Source organism: Streptomyces marianii, assembly GCF_005795905.1.
GTDB lineage: Bacteria > Actinomycetota > Actinomycetes > Streptomycetales > Streptomycetaceae > Streptomyces > Streptomyces marianii.
In genome coordinates, this window is the sequence record NZ_VAWE01000001.1 from 4,734,310 (window position 1) to 4,747,649 (window position 13,340).

Genomic DNA, 13,340 nt, shown 5'->3' on the forward strand with positions numbered 1-13,340 from the left:
AATGGCAGCTGTGCGCAGCCACGCAGACGGCCGACCGCAGCTCGCCGAGATCTATGTCGCCATGTTCAACAACCCGAAGGTCGCAAGAGCTGTCGGTGAGCTCGGTGAGCGGTTGCGGTTCCAGGGGCTTCTTCCGGACGACCTCCGCGAGACGGCGATCCTGCGCTTCTCCGCTCGCCGAGGCGCGGACTACGAGTGGGCGCACCATGTACGCCCGGCAACCCAGGCAGGTCTCACTGCGGCACAGATCGAAGCGCTGGCCGGTGACGCCGTGCCCGCGAACACGACACCTGCCCAGCGCGCTGTCGTGCAGGCGGTCGACCACATCGCCGCCGACGACGAGATCCCTGCCGAGGTCCAAGACGCACTGGTCAAGGTCGTCGGAAATGCAGGGGTTGTGGAAATCGTGGCGCTCTGCGGGCTGTATTCCCTCATGGGTTATATGGCTACCGCATTCGACGTTTCCGTCGAACCCGGATTGCCGACGCCTCCTTGGCGGAAAGAGGGTCACGAGACACATTGAGCGACTCTGTCGGGGATCTTGAGCGTGACCTCATTTGCCTTGTCGCCACCAGCATTCCCAGCTCATGCCGCGGGCGTTGAGGTATTGCTGGAAGGCCGTCGGGGAGCGAGAGCGGTGGGGGTGTCGAGTTGTGCGTGAGGCGAGGCGTTCGATGTTGATCGCGATGCCGGTCAGGACGTGCTGTACGTGTGTTTTGCGGATGCCGTGGTAGCGGCTGCGTCGGGCCTGGTGTCCGTTGGTGAACTCGCAGATGGTGCCTTCGACGCCGGATCGGGTGGCGTAGAGCCGTTTCCACTGGGTGTCTTGCTGGTCTGTGCGGTTCCGGGCCTGGAGCTCGTGGAGGGGTCGGGGGAGGAAGTTCACGGTGCGGGCAGCGGTGCCGCGGGTGCAGGCAGACCGGTCGGGGCACGGGTTGCACTGGTGTGGGCGGAACCGGGCGACGGTGTAGGGAGCCATGGCCGGTGGCTCGAGCCAGATGTGGCTGGTCTCGCCGTTGGCGCAGGTGACCTGGCGCTGGTCGAAGTCGATGGAAGTCGTCCCGGGTGAAGCCGGACCGTTCCTTGGTCATGTCCCCTGTGGTGGTGTAGCCGGACCGATCTGGTCGTTGTTGGGGTAGATCTTGTCCATGCTGCCTTCGGGGAGGTGGCGGCGTGGGAAGGCGATCCACTCGTCGTGCATCTCGATGAGCACGGCGGTGGTGAGGCGTTCGAGAGCCTCGGGGTTGGGGAAGATCTGCACGACGTCGGTCCGGCGTTTGATCTCGCGGTTGATCCGCTCCAGCGGGTTGGTCGACTGGATCTTCTTCCAGTGCCGATCAGGGAAGTCCGCGAACGCGGTCAGGTCCTCCTTCGCTTCCAGGAGCATGGACCTGACCTTGGGGAACTGGCGGCCGAGCATGTCGGCGACGGTGTCGAGCTGGGCCCGGACGGCTGCGGCGTCGGGCTGGGCGAAGACCGTGCGGATGGTGGCCGCCACCATCTCCGCGGAATCCTTCGGGATCACCGCGAAGACGTTGCGCAGGAAGTCGGACCCGTACGCGAACAAGGTATTGCTTCCTGAGTTCCGCCTCGTTGACCTGATATGGCGATCAAGGACGCGGTGCTGGCTCAACTCGCTGTTCGATTCGAGGTGTTGCTACCTCACCTGAACGAGCGGCAGCGTCGGCTCGCGCTCGCGACTGAGGCGAGATTGCTGGGCCACGGCGGGGTGAGGGCCGTGGCCAGGATCGCCGGGGCGAGCGAGAGCACCGTACGCAAGGGTGTCTTCGAGTTGGAGGCGGGCGGCGAGTTGCTGGCAGAAGGCCGGATCCGTAGGCCGGGCGGCGGGCGCAAGAGCGCGACCGAGCTGGATCCGGGGCTGCTGCGCGCCCTGTTGAGCCTGGTCGAGCCGGACGAGCGCGGCGATCCGACGTCGCCGCTGCGCTGGACGACGAAGTCACTGCGGCGTCTTGCGGCGGAGCTCACGAGGCGAGGGCACCGTGTCTCGCCGGTGACCGTCGGCCGGCTTCTGCGGGAGAACGGCTTCAGCCTGCAGGCGAACGCCAAGACGCTGGAAGGAGACCAGCATCCGGATCGGGACGCGCAGTTTCACTACATCAACGATCAGGTCAAGGTGTTCCAGGCCGCGGGCGAGCCGGTGATCAGTGTCGACGCCAAGAAGAAGGAGATGCTCGGGCAGCTGCCGAACACTGGACGTGAGTGGCGGCCCAAGGGCGAGCCGGTCCGGGTCGAGGATCACAGTTTCTTCACCGGGCCGAAGGGCGAGACCGCGATCCCCTATGGCGTCTACGACCTGGCCGCTGACGCCGGATGGGTCAGCGTCGGAGTCGATCACAACACCTCTGCCTTCGCCGTGGCCACGATCCGCCGCTGGTGGCAGGCCCGCGGCCAGCTCGACTACCCGGCCGCCGCCCGGCTGCTGATCACCGCGGACGCGGGCGGCTCCAACAGCTACCGCTACCGCGCCTGGAAAGCGGAACTGGCCGCGCTCGCCGCCGACACGGGGCTGGCGATCACAGTCTGCCACTTTCCGCCCGGCACTTCGAAGTGGAACAAGATCGAGCACCGACTCTTCTCCCACATCACCATGAACTGGCGCGGCAGGCCGCTGACCAGCCACGAAGTCATCGTGAACGCGATCGCCTCCACCACCACCCGCAGCGGGCTGCGCGTCCAGGCCGAGCTCGACACCCGCTCCTACCCGCTCGGCGTCGCCATCAGCAAGGCCCGTATGAAAGCCCTGCCCCTGGAACCCCACAAGGCTCGCGGCAGCTGGAACTACACGCTCCGTCCCGCGCCCCTGACCACCACGGAGCCGTCACCGCCGGGAAGCGGGCCGACTTCAGCGGTGCCGGGACGCAGAAAAGTCCTGGACCTGCTGGACGACCCCCGCCTGACCGGGATGAGCGCAACCGAACTCGACGATGTGACGGCCCGGCTCGCCCCCGCCCAGGAGGCGGAGCGCGAGCGGCGTTGCTTCCAGCAGCGGGGCGGACCGCGTCGCAAGGCGGCCGCCGACCACGGCAAGCCCCTCTTCACCGGCCGCGACCGCATCCTGCTGACCCTGCTCTACCTGCGTCAGGTCTGTCCCCAACGCGTCCTGGCGGAGATGCTGGAGGTCACCGACCGGGTCATCAGCCCGGTGATCACCGAGACCCGCCGCCTCCTGGACGGCCACAAGGTCAAGGTGGAACCGACAACACTGCTGTTCACCGAGCCGGACCAACTGATCGGATTCCTCGACACCGGGGCCCTTCCCGCCCGATCCCGCACCTCGCTGCCCGAAGAGCTCTGCGATCCGGCCCTGACCGGGATGAGCCGCACGGACCTGCAGGAACTCATCGAACGCCTCGCACCCCGCCAGGCCGCCCTCGTCGAGGGCCGCCGTCACACCCAGCCAGACCGCGCCAACCGGGCACCCGCGGCGGCGTGTTCGCCCAGAAGATCACCGATCCTGAACGTGTTCTGGCAACCGTCCTGTTCCACCGTCGCGTCTGCACCGGCGAAGTACTGGCCGAACTGTTCCAGGTGAACCGGAGCACCATCGGCAACGCCTTCCGCGACGTCCGTCCCCTCCTCGAGGCGGAGAGGTTCCACCTGCCACCGGCTCCGTTCAAGCACCACACCGCCGAATCCCTGCTCGCTTCCATCTCGATGACGAAACAGCCGAGTTGATTCTTTACGGGTCCAATGAACGCGGCAGCGCTGGTGGGCGGCTCCGATCATGACCTTGCCGATGGCGGCGACCAGGCCGAGGTGCTGGTCGGCGATGACCAGGCGGACCCCGGACAGACCGCGCTCGCGCAGGGAGCGCAGGAAGGTGGTCCAGAACGCCTCGGTCTCGCTGTCGCCGACCATCAGGCCCAGCACTTCGCGTCCGCCGTCCTCGGTGATGCCGGTGGCGATGACGACGGCCTGGGACACGATCTGATGGTTCACGCGGGCCTTGCAGTACGTCGCGTCCAGGTAGATGTAGGGGAAGCGGGTGTGGTCCAGCGGGCGGTTGCGGAAGGCGGTGAGGCTTTCGTCGAGGTCGCCGCAGATCCGGGAGACCTCGCTCTTGGAGATCCCGGTGTCCGCGCCCAGGGCCCTGACCAGGTCGTCGACGCTGCGGGTGGACACTCCGTGGACGTATGCCTCGACGATGACGGCGTAGAGGGCCTGGTCGACGCGGCGCCTGCGTTCGAGCAGGCTGGGGAAGAAGGTGCCGGTGCGGACCTTGGGGATGGCCAGGTCCAGGTCGCCGGCCTGCGTGGTCAGTACTTTGTCGCGGTGACCGTTGCGCCAGGTCGTACGGGTGTCGGCGTGCTCGCCGGGCTCCGCGCCGATGTGGGCGGTGGCCTCGGCCTCGATGAGTTCCTGCAGGATCCGCTGGGCCAGGACCCTGATCAACTCGATTCCGTCCGCCGTACGCAGTGACTCCATCAGCCGGAGTAAGTCATGCTGGGACAAGGCCATCGCGTCACCTCTCTCAACGAGCTTCGCTACTCGGAGAGTTGCGCGATGGCCGCCTCATGACCAGGGGCTATGCGGAGATCGCTGCTACACCACTCGGCGGGACACCATCATGACGCGCCGTCAGCGCAGGAAGTTCGCTGTACCTGTCCTGACCTGCGGCGACGCAATGAGTGCGGTTGCAGTACTAAGGGAACGGTCTTGAGAGCCGCTGTGGACTCCCGCAGCCGGCCGGGGGCGGCGGCCGGGGTGTTCCTCAGCCGCGGCCGACGTAGCGGGTCACGCCCTGCGCGATGGTGACTTTCGGCTTCCAGCCCAGGACGTTCTCCATCCGGCGGACGGCCGCGTACCCGCCGAGGGGGTCACCGGCCGGCAGCGGGGTGTCCAGGAAGGTAGTGCTCGCGGATCAGTTCCGCGACATGCCGGACGCTGGTCGGAATACCGGTGCCGACGTTCACTGCCTCGGTGTGGGCCTGCGGGCTGACCAGGGGCCGCCAGGGTGCCCACGGCGATGTCGTCCAACGTGCACCATGTCCCGCACCTGCCGGCCGCCTCGCCCTGGGCCTCGCCGAGGGAGGCGCCCCGCCGCACGCGGAGCACGTCGCCGATCGCGTCGCCGCCGTGCTGCGGCTGCCGTACGGCCGGCTCGCCTGAAGCGGACCGTCCCCCGCCCGTGCGGCGTGCCCGGGCAGCCGGACGCCGTGGACGCCCGGGGGCGTTCACGGCGTGCACAGCGCCACGCGCGGCGGGGTCGGCGGTCGACCGTTGCGGCGGCGCGGCCTGTCGGGGGTGGGTGGTCAGGAGAGTGGGCGGTTACCGAGGACGGCCGGGCCGCTGGGGGCGGCCCTCAGGCGTTCGCGTAGACCTTGGACACGAACTCCGCGATCTGGTCGTCCGAGAGGTTCTTGGCGAGATCGGCCTCCGTGATCATGCCGACGAGTTGGTGTCCGTGCTCGACGTCGATCACCGGCAGCCGCTTGATCTGGTGCTCCTCCATCAGGTGCAGCGCCTCCTCGGCGGGGGCGCTCGCCTTGATCCAGTGCAGGTCACCGGAGAGGGAACCGGCCTGGACCGTCGCCGGGTCTATGCCATCCGCACAGCACCGGACGATGATGTCGCGGTCGGTGACGAGGCCCGTGAGCCTGTTGTTGTCGCCGCATATGGGAAGAGCGCCGACGTTCAGGTCGCGCATCATGCGCGCCGCTTCCCGCAGTGACTGGTGCGCACCGATGCACTTCACCCCGCCGCTCATCATGTCGCGGGCGGTGAGCTTGGTGTTGCCGGTCATGATTGCCTTCCGTTCCTCAGGAGGGCGTCCGTCGGGCCCCGTCAGGGCTGCGGCGGCTTGTCCTGCCCCTGGCCGGGCTGGTCGCCGCCGAACTGCTCCTTGAGCCTGTCCTGGCCGGTGTCGACCTGGCCGCTGTACTTGCCCTGGGTCCTTTCGTCGATCATGTCCCCGCCTTTGTCGGCGCCCTTCGAGGCCTGGTGTTCGTGGCCCTTCAGCATCTGCTTGAGCTTGTCCATCATGGACATGGGCGGTCCTCCTTGCCGTGTGCCCCCGCTTCTCCAGCGTCTCCTCCCCCTGCACGGTTCGCATCTGGGCGGGCGGTCGTCCCGAGGACCGGAACGCGCGCGGGCGGAACCGCGCGGGATCGCCCGGTCGCGGCGTGGCGCGAGGCACCGTACTTCTCGGACGCCGTGCGGGCCGCCCTGCCGCCGGCCGAGGCGGCGACGCTCCTCACCGACCGTCCCGGCCCGGTGCCGGACGAACTCCGGGACGAGGCGGCCGGCACCGACGATCAGCAGCAGCCGGGACGGCGCCCGGTCAGTCCGCCGCCCGCCGGTACGGTCCGCCCAGACCCCACGCCTGGTGCATCGCACCGGCGAAGGCCGCGGCCAGCTTGTGCTCGCCGGAGGGGCCCGGGTGGGTGCCGTCGTAGGTGTCGGTGTGGATGTCGTACGCGTCCGGCATCGAGGCCAGCAGCAGCGGCGACGCGGGCGTGTCCAGATCCGCGACCGCCTTGGCCAGGAGTTCGTTGAAGCGGTCGCACTCGGCGGCGAAAGAGGCGTCCGCCAGGGCGCGGACGTTGGGGATGACCGGCAGCAGCACGGCCCGGACGTGCGGGTTGGCCTCGCGGGCCGCGGCGATGAACTGCCGCGTGTTCGCGGCGGTCTGAGTGCTGTCCGTGTAGAAGCCGAGGTCTATCAGCCCCAGCGACACCAGGAGCACGTCGGCCTTCGCCGTGGCCACCGCCCCGCCGATGAGCGGCGCCATGTGCAGCCAGCCCTCGCCCCAGCCCGCCAGGTGGCGGCGGGCCTTGGCCGGGAAGTCCGGGCGGGCGTAGTCGGCGGACACGGGCGCGTCGGCGGTGGCGTCGTACAGCTCCGTGCGCGGGCCCACGATCGCGTACGGGCCGCCGAAGGAGCGGTTCAGGTGCTGCCACATCCGGTAGCGCCAGGTGTAGTCGCCGGCGCGTCCGATGGTCATGGAGTCACCGACGAACATGAAGCGCATGGGGGTAATGATGGCCGACCCCCGCCAGGCGTGGCCCCGGCCGGTGACGTGACGATGGACACTTGGTGGCATGCGTTCGTTGCGTACGACTATGGCGGCTGCGGTCGCCGCCGCCGTGGCGGTCCTGGGGGCCGCCGTGCCCTCCGCGGCCGACGACTCCGGCGGTTTCATCATCAAGGACCCGCGGATCACGGAATCGAGCGGGCTTGCGGCCAGCCGTGCCCACCCCGGTGTGTACTGGACGCACAACGACCAGGACGAGCCCCGGGTCTTCGCGGTCGACTCCCGGACCGGCGAGACCGTGGCGACCGTCACTTTCGAGGGCGTCGGCAGGCCGCGCGACATGGAGGCGATCTCGGTCGGCCCCGACGGCGACGTCTACGTCGGGGACATCGGTGACAACGCGAACGGCAGCTGGGACCACGTCTGGATCTACCGCTTCCCCGAACCGCCGACGCTGCGGGACGTGACCGTCCACGCCACCCAGTACACGGTCCGGTACGCGGACGGCCCACGGAACGCGGAGGCGATGATGGTGCATCCGAAGACCGGCCGCGTCTACATCGCCAGCAAGAACGAGGACGGCGGCGGGCTCTACGAGGGACCGTCCCGGCTGGTGACCGACGGGACGAACGTCTTCCGGCGGATCGGCGAGGTGCCCTGGGTGACGGACGGCGCCTTCTCGCCCGACGGCCGGGAGCTGGTGCTGCGTTCGTACTTCAGCGCACGCGGCTACGCCTGGGGCGACGGACGGCTGGGCGCCGACCGCCATGTCAGCGCGCCGTTGCAGGGCCAGGCCGAGTCGGTGACCTTCACGCCGGACGGCACGCAGCTGATGTTCGGGACGGAGGGCGAGCGGAGCGAGGTCCTGCCCCGGGACGTGGGTCGCGACGACGGCAAGGGCTCGGACGCGGCGTCGCCCTCCCGCTCCGGAGGCGCGGACTCGTCCGCGCGGGGCGCGGGCGGTGACGACGGCAAGGGCCTCGCCGTGCCGGCGGGCGCCGTCGTGGCCGCGGTGCTGGCGTTCCTCGTGCTCAGGTCCCGGCGGCGCCGCGGCTGAGCGCGCGTTCCCGGACGGGGCGCGGCGTCACGCTCCGGGGGTCTTCCCCGCATCCGGGGAGGCGGCTTTCGCCTGCCCCGGGGAGCCGGAGCCGGTCACCTCCGAGGGGGGCCTCCCCTCCGCCGACGCGCGCCGCGCCACCAGGGACTCCAAGCCCTCCAGCAGCCGGTCGAGCCCAAAGCCGAAGTGGTCGAATCCGGTCGCGAACGTGTCCTCGGACAGAGCCGCCATATGCGGGAACTCCCCGCTGTTCATGGCCCGTTCGAGGTACGGGCGTTGTCCCTCCCAGAACTCCTCGTGGCTCACCCCGGTCTCTCCGGCCGCCTCGGTGGCCTGGATCTCCCTGCGCGCCGTGCCGGTGACGAAGCTCTGGACGGTGATGATCACGGCGATCGTCTCGGGGTCGGTCAGTCCCATGTCCCTCAGCCCGGAGAGGCAGACGTCGAGACCGCGCAGCGTGTTGGGTCCGAGCGCCGACCGTGCCTCGTTGACCCGGAGCAGCCAAGGGTGCCTGTGGAACTGGTCCCGGTGGCCATGGGCCAGGGCTCTGACGGCGTCGCGCCAGTCGGCGATCGCGGGCGGTTCCGAGGCGAGTGAGTCCGCCTGCACCCGGTCGAGCATCAGGTCGAGCAGTTCCGCCTTGCCGGGGACGTACCGGTACAGCGACATCGTGCCGACGCCGAGTTCCGCCGCCACGCGCCGCATGGAGACGGCGTCCAGCCCCTCCGCGTCGGCGACCGCGACCGCCGCTCCGGTGATCCGGTCGAGGGTGAGGCCCGGCTTGGGGCCGCGGCTGGGGCGCTCGCCGGTGCCCCACAGGAGGTCGAGGCTGCTGCTCGTCATGGGCTCACCCTAAGCCGTTCCGCCGGACCGCCCGGCAAAAAACCGAGTACGCCGTACTCGGTTTAGGGTACGGTGTACTCAGATTTCGGGTGCCGATTCCTCGCGCCGACTTCTTCGCATCGATTTCCTCATGACGGTCCCGAATCCCCGGGCCCTGAAAGGTGGACGGCATGGACGATCACGGCGGACCGGCGGTGTGCGCCGAGGGCCTGCGCAAGCGCTACGGCGGGACGAACGCGCTCGACGGGTTCGACCTCCGCGTCCCGCGCGGCACGGTCCACGGGCTCCTCGGGCCGAACGGCGCGGGCAAGACCACCGCGGTGCGGGTCCTCGCGACCCTGCTGCGGTTCGACGGCGGCCGGGCCGCCGTCGCGGGCCTCGACGTGGCGCGCGATCCCCAGGGAGTGCGTCGGCGCATCGGCCTGGCCGGGCAGTACGCGGCCCTCGACGAGGGGCTCACCGGCCGGCAGAACCTCGAGCTGTTCGGCCGGCTCTTCCGGCTCGGCGGGCGGCGGGCCCGGCTGCGCGCGGGCGAACTGCTGGAGCGCTTCGGCCTGTCGGGCGCCGGGGACAAGGGCGTCGCGGCGTACAGCGGAGGCATGCGGCGCAGGCTGGACCTCGCCGCCTCCATGGTCCTCGCCCCTGATGTGCTCTTCCTCGACGAGCCGACGACCGGTCTCGACCCGCGGGCGCGAGGCGAGGTCTGGGACGCCGTCAGGGCGCTGGTGGCCGGGGGGACGACCGTGCTGCTCACGACCCAGTATCTGGACGAGGCCGACCGGCTGGCCTCGCGCGTCACCGTCGTCGACAGCGGCCGGGCCATCGCCGACGACACCCCGGAAGGGCTGAAGAACCGCGTGGGCGCCGACCGGGTCGAGGTCGTCGTCGCCGAGGCGGAGGACCTGCGGCGGGTCGCGGGGATCGTCGCCCGGGTCACCGGACCCGGCGTCGAGCCGGAGACCGACGAGGACGGGCGGCGGGTCCATGCCCCCGTCGGGGACCGTGTCGCCGCACTCACGGAGGTCGCCCGCACGCTGCGGGACGAGGCGATCCGGGTCGAGGACATCGGGCTGCGCAGACCGAGCCTCGACGATGTGTTCCTGCGCCTGACCGGACACCGCGCGGAGGCGGCGTGATGACGACCGGAACGACCCCCGGGACGGCCGGGACGGCCGCGAGGTCTGCCGTCGACCTGGGAGTGCCGCGGGCGGACCGCCCGCACGAGCGGCTGTACTGGGTGCTCATCGACTGCTGGAACGTCGCCCGCCGGGACCTCCTCCACTACCGCCGCTTGCCCGTGCTCATCCTGTGGCGGCTCGGCTTCCCGATGGTGTCCGTGCTGCTCTACGGGTTCGTCTTCGGCAGCGCGATGCGGGTGCCGGGCGGCGGGGACTACCGGGAGTTCCTCATGCCGGGGATGTTCGCCTCGACGATGGCGTTCGGCTTCATGAACACGGCCACGGCCGTCGTGACGGACACGACGAAGGGTGTCACGGACCGCTTCCGCTCGATGCCGATGTCCCCGTCCGCGGTCTGCTCGGGCCGGGGTCTCGCCGATCTGGCGGTCGCCGCAGCGGAGTTGGCGATCCTCGCGCTGACCGCCCTGGCGATCGGCTGGCGTTCCGGCGGCGGCCTCGTGGACACGGCCACCGCATTCGGGCTGTTGCTGCTGCTGCGGTTCAGTCTGATCTGGGTGGGTGTCTGGTGCGGTCTCGTCGTGCCGAACGCGGAGGCCGCGGGGGGTCTCTACGCCGTGGTCTTCCCACTCACGATGATCTCCAGCGTGTTCGTGGCCCCGTCGCTGATGCCGGCCTGGCTGGCACCGGTCGCCGCCTGGAACCCGGTCTCCTCGACGGTCGCGGCGACGCGTGAGCTGTTCGGCAACCCGGGCGCCGAGGGCGGAACCTGGGTCGAACAGCACTCGGTGCCGATGGCGTTGGTGTGGCCGCTGGTCATCACGGCCGTGTTCCTCCCCCTGGCGGTGCGGAGGTTCCGGCGGCTGAGTCGCTGAGTCCGTGCGCACGGCCGGCGGCCACCGGGCGGGGACGCGTACCGCGCCGCCGGGGTCCGCGGCCCCGATCGGCGACGGTGCGCCCCGGTGGGTGGGCCCGCGAGGGGGGCGGGCCCACCCGGTCCGCGGAAGGCGGACCGGCGTGATGCCGGTCCGCCCGGCGCCGGGCGCTCCCGATTACTCCGGGCACTCCTTCCAGGCGAGCCGGTAGATGGTGTTGATCTCGCCGTCTGTGGAGTCCATCGTCATGAAGCTGGTCTTCGCGGGGTCGGACGTCCCCGCGCTCACCCGGAGTTCGGTGTTGATGTTGAAGTTCCGCTTCACTCCGCAGGGGGCCCAGACCAGCTGTCCCCACTCGGTCTCGTCGGTGGCCTGCCAGTTGTCGTCGTACGGACCGTTGTACGGGTGGCTCCTCGCGGCCGTGTCGGGCGAGCCCTGGAAGTAGTAGGACGCCTTCTGGAGGGCCGTGGCGCCGCTCTGCAGGCTGGCGTAACCGCGGTAGTCCGCGCTGGCGACGGCGTAGGTGAAGCCGTGCGGGACGTGCACGACCAGGTTCAGCTGGCAGTTCTTGCGGAAGTCGATGGGCGAGGCTCCCCCGCCGACCTGGGCGAGGTAGTCGCTGTAGGTGATGGTGAACGCGGTGTTGTCCGGGGAGACCGCCACCGCCGCGGTCCCGGGCGCGCATCCCGAGCCGTTCACCGTGGCGATCTCGATGACGATCTTGTCGGGTGGCGCGACGATGGTCGCGTTCGCGGTGCCGGCGTTTCCGGCGACGAGGGTGGAGGCGAGGACCGCGGTGAGGGCGGCGCTGGTACGTAAGGCGCGGGTCATGATGCGGCACTCCTGTGGTTGGAGGAGAGTCGGTCGGTGGCCTTGCGGGGACGTGAACCGTGGGGGGTCCAGCCGATCCCATGTCCTGCCGGTCGACAGCGCTGCACTGTTGAGGCGTGAACATGTCAAGCGCATCGGATCATTTGGATCGTAGGGGCCAACTCGCCATCAGGGTAGGGCGGTTATCAGCCGTACCTCCACGCTTGCTGCACGCGGTTCTCACATATTGAGCACCTTGTGTGCACGCGTGGCGGTACGGCGCGCCCCGCGCACGGCGAAGGGCCCGGCGTGCCGCGGCGGTTTCTAGCGGTCGTCGCAACACGTGGTTGTGTTGATCAGGCCGTGAGCAGTTTATGCAGGCGCTCGGCTGGGGTTTCCCAGCCGAGTGTTTTGCGTGGGCGGCGGTTGAGCTGGTCGGCGACGGCGGCCAGGTGCGCGGGGGTGTGGACCGACAGGTCGGTGCCCTTGGGGAAGTACTGCCGCAGCAGGCCGTTGGTGTTCTCGTTCGAGCCGCGCTGCCAGGGGCTGGCGGGGTCGCAGAAGTAGACCGGGATGTCGGTGGCGAGGGTGAACTCGCCGTGCCGGGCCATCTCACTGCCCTGGTCCCAGGTCAGGGACCGCTTCAGGTGGGCGGGCAGGGTCTGGACGGTGGATGTCAGGGAGGTCAGGACGCTCTCGGCGCCGTGGTCGCCGGGCAGGTGCAGGAGCATGACGTAGCGGGTGGCGCGTTCGACCAGGGTGCCGATCGCGGACTTGCCGTCCTTGCCGATGATCAGGTCGCCCTCCCAGTGACCGGGCACGGCCCGGTCCTCGATCTCAGCGGGCCGTTCGCTGATCATGACCATCGGGGTGGTGAAACGCGGCTGGCGGCAGTTCGCCTGCCTCTGCGGCCTGCGGCGGGCCCGCCCGGAGCGCAGGGCGCCTGCGAGCTCGCGCCGCAGCTGGCCTCTGCCCTGGACGTAGAGGGCCTGGTAGACGGTCTCGTGGACCACGTGCATCTCCGGCCGGTCGGGGAACTGTGCCCGCAGAGCGTGGCATATCTGCTCCGGGCTCCACTTCTCGTCCAGCATTGCCTGGACAGCGGCCCGAAGCTCGGGGTTCTCGCTGATCTTGCGGCTCTTGGGGCGGGGCCGGCGTGCATCGGCGCGGGCCTGGGCTGCGTGAGGGCGGTAGTGCCACCGGCCGCGTGCGCCGTCCGTTCGGTTGCGGCGGATCTCCCGGCTGACCGTGGACGGGCTGCGGCCCAGCTCCGCGGCGATCGCCCGCACCGTGGCCTTCTCCCGCAACCGGTCGGCGATGTGGATCCGCTCCTCCTCGCGCAGGTACCTGGACGTGCCGGAAGGCGGCGCCACCGCGGAAATCGGTGGTGCCGCCTTCTGCCGACGGTCGGCGCTGCGGCCGTTACGCCACTTGTTGCCGGTTCGCCGGTCAACACCGACGATCCGGCAGGCTTCCGTGTTGCTGTATCCCTGCTGCACGAGCCGGGAGTATGCCTCCCGCTCCCGGCGCAGCTTCACAGGCCCCTGCGCGGTCCGCACCTTGCGGATCTCGAAGTCCATCGCACCCCTTGAGCTGGGGTGTTGCGACGACCACTAGAACCTAAG

At 70.0% G+C, this 13,340-nt stretch carries 12 protein-coding genes and 3 pseudogenes; 6 read left to right on the plus strand and 9 right to left on the minus strand.

Annotated features, from left to right (window positions below; all coding sequences use genetic code 11):
• Window position 1 precedes the first annotated feature (1 nt).
• Entirely contained in the window at window positions 2-523 is a 522-nt protein-coding gene (locus FEF34_RS21395; RefSeq protein ID WP_199800690.1) for a carboxymuconolactone decarboxylase family protein, read from the plus strand.
• A 30-nt stretch (window positions 524-553) separates the two neighbouring features.
• On the opposite strand, the gene FEF34_RS21400 is transcribed toward FEF34_RS21395, so the two are convergent.
• Both FEF34_RS21400 and FEF34_RS21405 read right to left on the minus strand, forming a co-directional pair.
• Complete coding sequence (locus FEF34_RS21400; protein WP_138054591.1) at window positions 554-1,051, minus strand: transposase; 498 nt, start codon at window positions 1,049-1,051, stop codon at window positions 554-556.
• Window positions 1,052-1,087: 36 nt separating this feature from the next.
• Window positions 1,088-1,546 (minus strand): annotated as a pseudogene (locus FEF34_RS21405) (transposase); the annotation flags it as partial.
• A 57-nt stretch (window positions 1,547-1,603) separates the two neighbouring features.
• Between FEF34_RS21405 and FEF34_RS21410 the strand changes: the two are divergent.
• A pseudogene (locus FEF34_RS21410) lies at window positions 1,604-3,696 on the plus strand (ISAzo13 family transposase).
• A 6-nt stretch (window positions 3,697-3,702) separates the two neighbouring features.
• On the opposite strand, the pseudogene FEF34_RS21415 reads toward FEF34_RS21410, so the two are convergent.
• Window positions 3,703-4,479 (minus strand): annotated as a pseudogene (locus FEF34_RS21415) (IS256 family transposase); the annotation flags it as partial.
• Window positions 4,480-4,920: 441 nt separating this feature from the next.
• On the opposite strand from FEF34_RS21415, the gene FEF34_RS41380 reads away from it, so the two are divergent.
• Complete coding sequence (locus FEF34_RS41380) at window positions 4,921-5,130, plus strand: hypothetical protein (protein WP_171053037.1); 210 nt, start codon at window positions 4,921-4,923, stop codon at window positions 5,128-5,130.
• 193 nt (window positions 5,131-5,323) lie between these two features.
• On the opposite strand, the gene FEF34_RS21425 is transcribed toward FEF34_RS41380, so the two are convergent.
• The 3 genes from FEF34_RS21425 to FEF34_RS21440 form a co-directional block, all read right to left on the minus strand.
• Window positions 5,324-5,764 (minus strand): CBS domain-containing protein, encoded by a 441-nt coding sequence (locus tag FEF34_RS21425; protein ID WP_138054592.1) that lies wholly within the window; start codon window positions 5,762-5,764, stop codon window positions 5,324-5,326.
• Window positions 5,765-5,805: 41 nt separating this feature from the next.
• Window positions 5,806-6,009 (minus strand): antitoxin, encoded by a 204-nt coding sequence (locus tag FEF34_RS21430; RefSeq protein ID WP_138054593.1) that lies wholly within the window; start codon window positions 6,007-6,009, stop codon window positions 5,806-5,808.
• Between the two features lie 292 nt (window positions 6,010-6,301).
• Window positions 6,302-6,991 carry a GDSL-type esterase/lipase family protein gene (locus FEF34_RS21440; protein ID WP_138054594.1) on the minus strand — a complete coding sequence of 230 codons (690 nt, stop codon included), beginning with the start codon at window positions 6,989-6,991 and terminating at the stop codon, window positions 6,302-6,304.
• A gap of 70 nt (window positions 6,992-7,061) precedes the next feature.
• On the opposite strand from FEF34_RS21440, the gene FEF34_RS21445 reads away from it, so the two are divergent.
• Complete coding sequence (locus FEF34_RS21445) at window positions 7,062-8,051, plus strand: SdiA-regulated/phytase-like domain-containing protein (protein ID WP_138054595.1); 990 nt, start codon at window positions 7,062-7,064, stop codon at window positions 8,049-8,051.
• Window positions 8,052-8,078: 27 nt separating this feature from the next.
• Here the strand turns inward: FEF34_RS21445 and FEF34_RS21450 are convergent, their stop codons facing one another.
• On the minus strand, window positions 8,079-8,894 hold the full coding sequence (locus tag FEF34_RS21450) for a TetR/AcrR family transcriptional regulator (RefSeq protein ID WP_138054596.1): 816 nt from the start codon (window positions 8,892-8,894) through the stop codon (window positions 8,079-8,081).
• 170 nt (window positions 8,895-9,064) lie between these two features.
• Here FEF34_RS21450 and FEF34_RS21455 point away from each other — a divergent pair, with 170 nt between their 5' ends.
• Together FEF34_RS21455 and FEF34_RS21460 are read left to right on the plus strand one after the other, a co-directional pair.
• Entirely contained in the window at window positions 9,065-10,030 is a 966-nt protein-coding gene (locus tag FEF34_RS21455; protein ID WP_138054597.1) for an ATP-binding cassette domain-containing protein, read from the plus strand.
• Window positions 10,030-10,905: an ABC transporter permease gene (locus FEF34_RS21460; RefSeq protein WP_234042494.1), complete on the plus strand. Its 876-nt coding sequence runs from the start codon at window positions 10,030-10,032 to the stop codon at window positions 10,903-10,905. Before FEF34_RS21455 ends, FEF34_RS21460 begins: the two co-directional genes overlap by 1 nt.
• 177 nt (window positions 10,906-11,082) lie before the next feature.
• Here FEF34_RS21460 and FEF34_RS21465 read toward each other — a convergent pair whose 3' ends face one another.
• Window positions 11,083-11,736 carry a DUF4360 domain-containing protein gene (locus FEF34_RS21465; protein WP_138054598.1) on the minus strand — a complete coding sequence of 218 codons (654 nt, stop codon included), beginning with the start codon at window positions 11,734-11,736 and terminating at the stop codon, window positions 11,083-11,085.
• A gap of 335 nt (window positions 11,737-12,071) precedes the next feature.
• On the minus strand, window positions 12,072-13,295 hold the full coding sequence (locus FEF34_RS21470) for an IS30 family transposase (protein WP_138051393.1): 1,224 nt from the start codon (window positions 13,293-13,295) through the stop codon (window positions 12,072-12,074).
• Window positions 13,296-13,340 lie beyond the last annotated feature (45 nt).

Excerpts from the sequence above, each read along its gene's own strand:
- FEF34_RS21430 (WP_138054593.1), bottom strand. The coding sequence starts at position 6,009 with ATGTCCATGATGGACAAGCTCAAGCAGATGCTGAAGGGCCACGAACAC.
- FEF34_RS21440 (WP_138054594.1), bottom strand. The coding sequence starts at position 6,991 with ATGCGCTTCATGTTCGTCGGTGACTCCATGACCATCGGACGCGCCGGC.
- FEF34_RS21450 (WP_138054596.1), bottom strand. The coding sequence starts at position 8,894 with ATGACGAGCAGCAGCCTCGACCTCCTGTGGGGCACCGGCGAGCGCCCC.
- FEF34_RS21470 (WP_138051393.1), bottom strand. The coding sequence starts at position 13,295 with ATGGACTTCGAGATCCGCAAGGTGCGGACCGCGCAGGGGCCTGTGAAG.
- FEF34_RS21455 (WP_138054597.1), top strand. The coding sequence starts at position 9,065 with ATGGACGATCACGGCGGACCGGCGGTGTGCGCCGAGGGCCTGCGCAAG.
- FEF34_RS21445 (WP_138054595.1), top strand. The coding sequence starts at position 7,062 with ATGCGTTCGTTGCGTACGACTATGGCGGCTGCGGTCGCCGCCGCCGTG.
- FEF34_RS21425 (WP_138054592.1), bottom strand. The coding sequence starts at position 5,764 with ATGACCGGCAACACCAAGCTCACCGCCCGCGACATGATGAGCGGCGGG.
- FEF34_RS21465 (WP_138054598.1), bottom strand. The coding sequence starts at position 11,736 with ATGACCCGCGCCTTACGTACCAGCGCCGCCCTCACCGCGGTCCTCGCC.
- FEF34_RS21395 (WP_199800690.1), top strand. The coding sequence starts at position 2 with ATGGCAGCTGTGCGCAGCCACGCAGACGGCCGACCGCAGCTCGCCGAG.
- FEF34_RS21460 (WP_234042494.1), top strand. The coding sequence starts at position 10,030 with ATGACGACCGGAACGACCCCCGGGACGGCCGGGACGGCCGCGAGGTCT.